Raw genomic sequence first — 3,948 nt, forward strand, 5'->3', positions numbered from 1 at the left:
AAGGCCTGCGCGCCGGCGACCTCGACCGGGCCCTCGGGCGCGCCTTCGCTGCGGTGCTGGACGCCACGCGCGAGCGCTGCCGGCTCCCGCGCGTGCTGATCGCCGGCGGTGACACCTGCGGCTACACGGTCGGCCAGATCGACGCGTGGGGCCTGGAGGTCTGCGGACAGGTCGTACCCGCCGGCTTCCTCTGCCGGCTCCGCTCCCGTTCGCCCCGATGGGACGGGCTCGAGATCCTGCTGAAAGGCGGCCAGGTCGGGGGAGTGGCGATGTTCGAGCAGTTCCGCGACGCCAGTTGGTGAGCGGAGGGGCAGAGGCCGGCAGGCGAGACGTTGATGTATGCGAATGAGGGCACCACAGATGCCCGATCGCCCGGCGGGCGGCGGCTGTGGAAGGCTGTTCGCCGTGAACACTTCCCTGGGCTTCGATCCGATCGCCGAGGCAGGCCGTCAATGGCGCGAACACTGGGGGGACGCCACCGCCGCGCCGATGCAGGCGGTGACGTCGATCATGCGCGTGCAGCAGATCCTGATCGCGCGCCTCAACGACGTGCTCGATCCCTTCGGCCTGACCTTCCCGCGCTATGAGGCGCTGATGCTGCTGTACCTCAGCCGCAACGGCGCGCTGCCGCTGGGCAAGATGGGCGCCCGCCTGCAGGTGCACCGCACGAGCGTGACGAACCTCGTCGACGGCCTGGAGAAGGGCGGTCTCGCCGTGCGCTCCCCGCATCCGACCGATCGGCGCACGACGTTGGCGACGATCACCGACGAGGGACGCCGGGCGGCGGAGGGGGCGACGAATGCGCTCAACACGCAGGCGTTCGGGACCGAGCCGCTCCAGCCCGACGAGCTGGGTGCGATCACGGATGTGCTGGAGCGCCTGCGCGTGGGCGCCGGTGACTTCAGCGCGACATCTGACGCGCGATGATGACCCGCTGGATCTCGTTGGTGCCTTCGTAGATCTGGGTGATCTTGGCGTCGCGCATCATGCGCTCGACGGGGTAGTCGGACGTGAAGCCGTAGCCGCCGAGCAGCTGGACGGCATCGGTCGTGACCTGCATCGCGGTGTCGGACGCGAACGCCTTGGCCGCGGCGCCGAAGAACGTGAGGTCCTTGTCGCCCCGCTCGGACCGGCCGGCCGCGGCGTACGTGATCTGGCGAGCGGCCTCGATCTTCATGCCCATGTCGGCGATCATGAACTGCAGTCCCTGGAAGTCACTGACCGGGTGGCCGAACTGCTTGCGCTCCTGGATGTAGCCCAGCGCGTAGTCCAGGGCGCCCTGCGCGACGCCGACGGCCTGGGCCGCGATCGTGACGCGGGTGTGGTCGAGGGTCTTCATCGCGATCGAGAAGCCCTAGCCGACCTGACCGATGATGCGGTCGCCGGGGATGCGGACGTTGTCGAGGTAGACCTCACGGGTCGGGGAGCCCTTGATGCCGAGCTTCTTCTCCGGGGCGCCGAACGAGACGCCCTCGTCGGACTTCTCCACGACGAACGCCGTGATGCCCTTCGAGCGCTTCTCGGGATCGGTCTGCGCCAGGACCGTGTAGTACTCGGACACGCCGGCGTTGGTGATCCAGCGCTTGACGCCGTTGAGCACCCAGTCGTCGCCGTCGCGGACGGCGCGGGTCTTCTGGTTGGCCGCGTCGCTGCCGGCGTCGGGCTCGGACAGGCAGTACGAGAAGCCGCCCTCGCCGGCGGCGAGCTTGGTGAGGTACTTGGCCTTGATCTCCTCGCCGCCACCGATCTGGACCGGCAGCGAGCCGAGCTTGTTGACCGCGGGGATCAGCGAGGACGACACGCAGACGCGGGCGACCTCCTCGATCACGAGGACCGTCGCGAGCGCGTCGGCGCCGGCTCCGCCGTATTGCTCCGGCACGTGCGGGGCGTGGAAGTCCGAGGCCAGCAGCGCGTCGGCGGCTTCCTGCGGGAACCGGGCCTGCGCGTCGACATCGGCGGCGTGGGGGGCGATCTTGTCCTCGGCGACGGCCCGGACGGCCTCGCGGATGGCCTGGTGCTCCTCGGAGAGGGCGAACATGTCAGTCATGGGAATCAGCTTTCGTATCCGTAGAAGCCCTGGCCGGACTTCTTGCCGAGCAGGCCGGCATCGACCATGCGGCCGAGCAGCGGCGGGGGTGAGTAGAGCGGCTCCTTGAACTCGTCGTACATCGACTCGCCGATCGCCTTGATTGTATCGAGGCCGATCAGGTCGCTCAGGGCGAGCGGGCCCATGGGGTGGCCGCAGCCCAGCACCATGCCGCGGTCGATGTCCTCGGCCGAGGCGTAGCCGGCTTCGTACATCCGGATCGCGGACAGCAGGTAGGGCACCAGGAGGCTGTTGACGACGAAGCCGGCGCGGTCGGTCGCATCGATCGGCTTCTTGCCGAGGTCCGCGGTGACCCAGCCGCGCATGCGGTCCAGGGTCTCGGTCGACGTCGTCAGGGACGGGATCAGCTCGACGAGCTGCATGACCGGGGCAGGGTTGAAGAAGTGCACGCCCATGACGTGGTGGGCGCGGCCTGAGACGGCGCCGAGCTTGACGATCGGGATCGAGGAGGTGTTGGACGCCAGGATCGCGTCGTCCTTGGTGAGGATCCGGCCCAGGTTGCGGAACAGCTCGAGCTTGATCGTCTCGTCCTCGGAGGCGGCCTCGACGACGAGGTCGCGGTCGGCCAGCGTCTGCAGGTCGGTCTCGAAGCGGATCCGCTCGAGCACCGCGGTGACCTCGCCGGCTTCGATCTTGCCGCGGGACTCGGCCCGGCGCAGCGATCCCTCGATCCGCCCGGCTGCGGCCTTGGCCGCGTCGTCGCTGATCTCGATGACGATGACGTCGAGGCCGGCACGCGCGGCGACCTCGGTGATGCCCGAGCCCATCAACCCTCCGCCGATGACTCCGACCTTCTCGATGCTGCCCATGAACTCTCCACAATGCTAGGACGTCAAACTATTGGTACTCAGTACCGTACTGGCCATACTCGATACCAACAAGTAGCGTCGGGCTGTGGCCACCGAGACGACGACAGCGCGCGAACGCCTCGTCGAGTCCGCGTTCGCGCTGTTCGACGCCCGTGGCTTCGACGACACCACGGTCGACGACATCGCCCGGGCGGCCGGGGTGGGTCGCACGACCTTCTTCCGGCACTTCGGCTCGAAGGAAGCGGTCATCTTCCCCGAGCACGACGACCTGCTGGCCCGCATCGCCAGCCGCCTCGACGCCGGCGACGCCGCCTCGAGCGACGTCGCCGTCACGGAGGCCGCTCGACTGGTGCTGCGCTACTACGTCGGTGAGGGCGAGCGGGCCCGCATCCGCTACCGGCTCATCACGACCGTCCCCGCCCTGCGGGCGCGGGAGATCGCGAGCATCCGCCAGTACCAGAGCCTGTTCGCCCGTGCCTTGACCGGCTGGCGGGCCGGCGACCCGGATGCCCAGCTGCGTGCCGAGCTGCTGGCCTCGGCCATCGTGACGGCGCACAACCACGTGCTGCGTCGCTGGCTGCGCGGCGAGAGCGCCGTGCCCGAGGACGACTTCGGCCACGCCATGACGATCGTGCTGGGTCAGGCGCCGCAGCCGGCCGAGGAGACCACCGTGGTCGTCGTGCGCTCGGGCTCCAGCCCCGAGCAGGTGGCTGCTGCCGTGCAGAAGGCCCTCCGTGCCCGCTGACGCGCGGCCCGGCGGCGTCGCACGAGCGTGCGGACCAGGACGGCGACCAGCGCGACGCCGACGATCCCGCCGATGAGCCAGGGGTCGTCGAGGACGCCGGTCGCGGCGATCCCGGCCCCGGCGCCGACCCACAACGCGGACCACGTGAGGGCGCCGAGCACCGACGCGAGGAGGAACCAGCGGTAGCGGAGCCCCGCGGCTCCGGCCACGACCGGCATGACGGTACGCACGAGGGGCAGCAGCCGACTGGCGAGCACGGCCGAGAACCCGTGGCGCTGGACCAGCTC

Annotated in this window: 5 protein-coding genes and 1 pseudogene; 3 read left to right on the forward strand and 3 right to left on the reverse strand. The window is 69.9% G+C overall.

Annotated elements, in window-relative coordinates; genetic code table 11:
• Together JWQ91_RS11965 and JWQ91_RS11970 are read left to right on the forward strand one after the other, a co-directional pair.
• Window positions 1-302, forward strand: a 302-nt coding sequence (locus JWQ91_RS11965) for a nucleotide-binding domain containing protein (protein ID WP_297784210.1), incomplete at its 5' end; no start/stop codon positions are given.
• 103 nt (window positions 303-405) lie between these two features.
• Window positions 406-927, forward strand: coding sequence for a MarR family transcriptional regulator (locus JWQ91_RS11970; protein ID WP_297784213.1), 522 nt, complete (start codon window positions 406-408; stop codon window positions 925-927).
• Here JWQ91_RS11970 and JWQ91_RS11975 read toward each other — a convergent pair.
• Together JWQ91_RS11975 and JWQ91_RS11980 are read right to left on the reverse strand one after the other, a co-directional pair.
• Window positions 902-2,047 (reverse strand): annotated as a pseudogene (locus tag JWQ91_RS11975) (acyl-CoA dehydrogenase family protein). The gene JWQ91_RS11970 and the pseudogene JWQ91_RS11975 overlap by 26 nt on opposite strands.
• A gap of 5 nt (window positions 2,048-2,052) precedes the next feature.
• Window positions 2,053-2,916, reverse strand: a complete 864-nt coding sequence (locus tag JWQ91_RS11980; protein WP_366521381.1) for a 3-hydroxybutyryl-CoA dehydrogenase — start codon at window positions 2,914-2,916, stop codon at window positions 2,053-2,055.
• Between the two features lie 85 nt (window positions 2,917-3,001).
• On the opposite strand from JWQ91_RS11980, the gene JWQ91_RS11985 reads away from it, so the two are divergent.
• Window positions 3,002-3,661 (forward strand): TetR family transcriptional regulator, encoded by a 660-nt coding sequence (locus JWQ91_RS11985; protein WP_297784216.1) that lies wholly within the window; start codon window positions 3,002-3,004, stop codon window positions 3,659-3,661.
• On the opposite strand, the gene JWQ91_RS11990 is transcribed toward JWQ91_RS11985, so the two are convergent.
• Window positions 3,556-3,948: VTT domain-containing protein (locus tag JWQ91_RS11990; RefSeq protein WP_297784219.1), on the reverse strand; the 393-nt coding region annotated here is incomplete at its 5' end. The two genes, JWQ91_RS11985 and JWQ91_RS11990, sit on opposite strands and share 106 nt — an antisense overlap.

The organism is Aeromicrobium sp., from assembly GCF_025965075.1.
GTDB lineage: Bacteria > Actinomycetota > Actinomycetes > Propionibacteriales > Nocardioidaceae > Aeromicrobium.

Excerpts from the sequence above, each read along its gene's own strand:
- JWQ91_RS11980 (WP_366521381.1), bottom strand. The coding sequence starts at position 2,916 with ATGGGCAGCATCGAGAAGGTCGGAGTCATCGGCGGAGGGTTGATGGGC.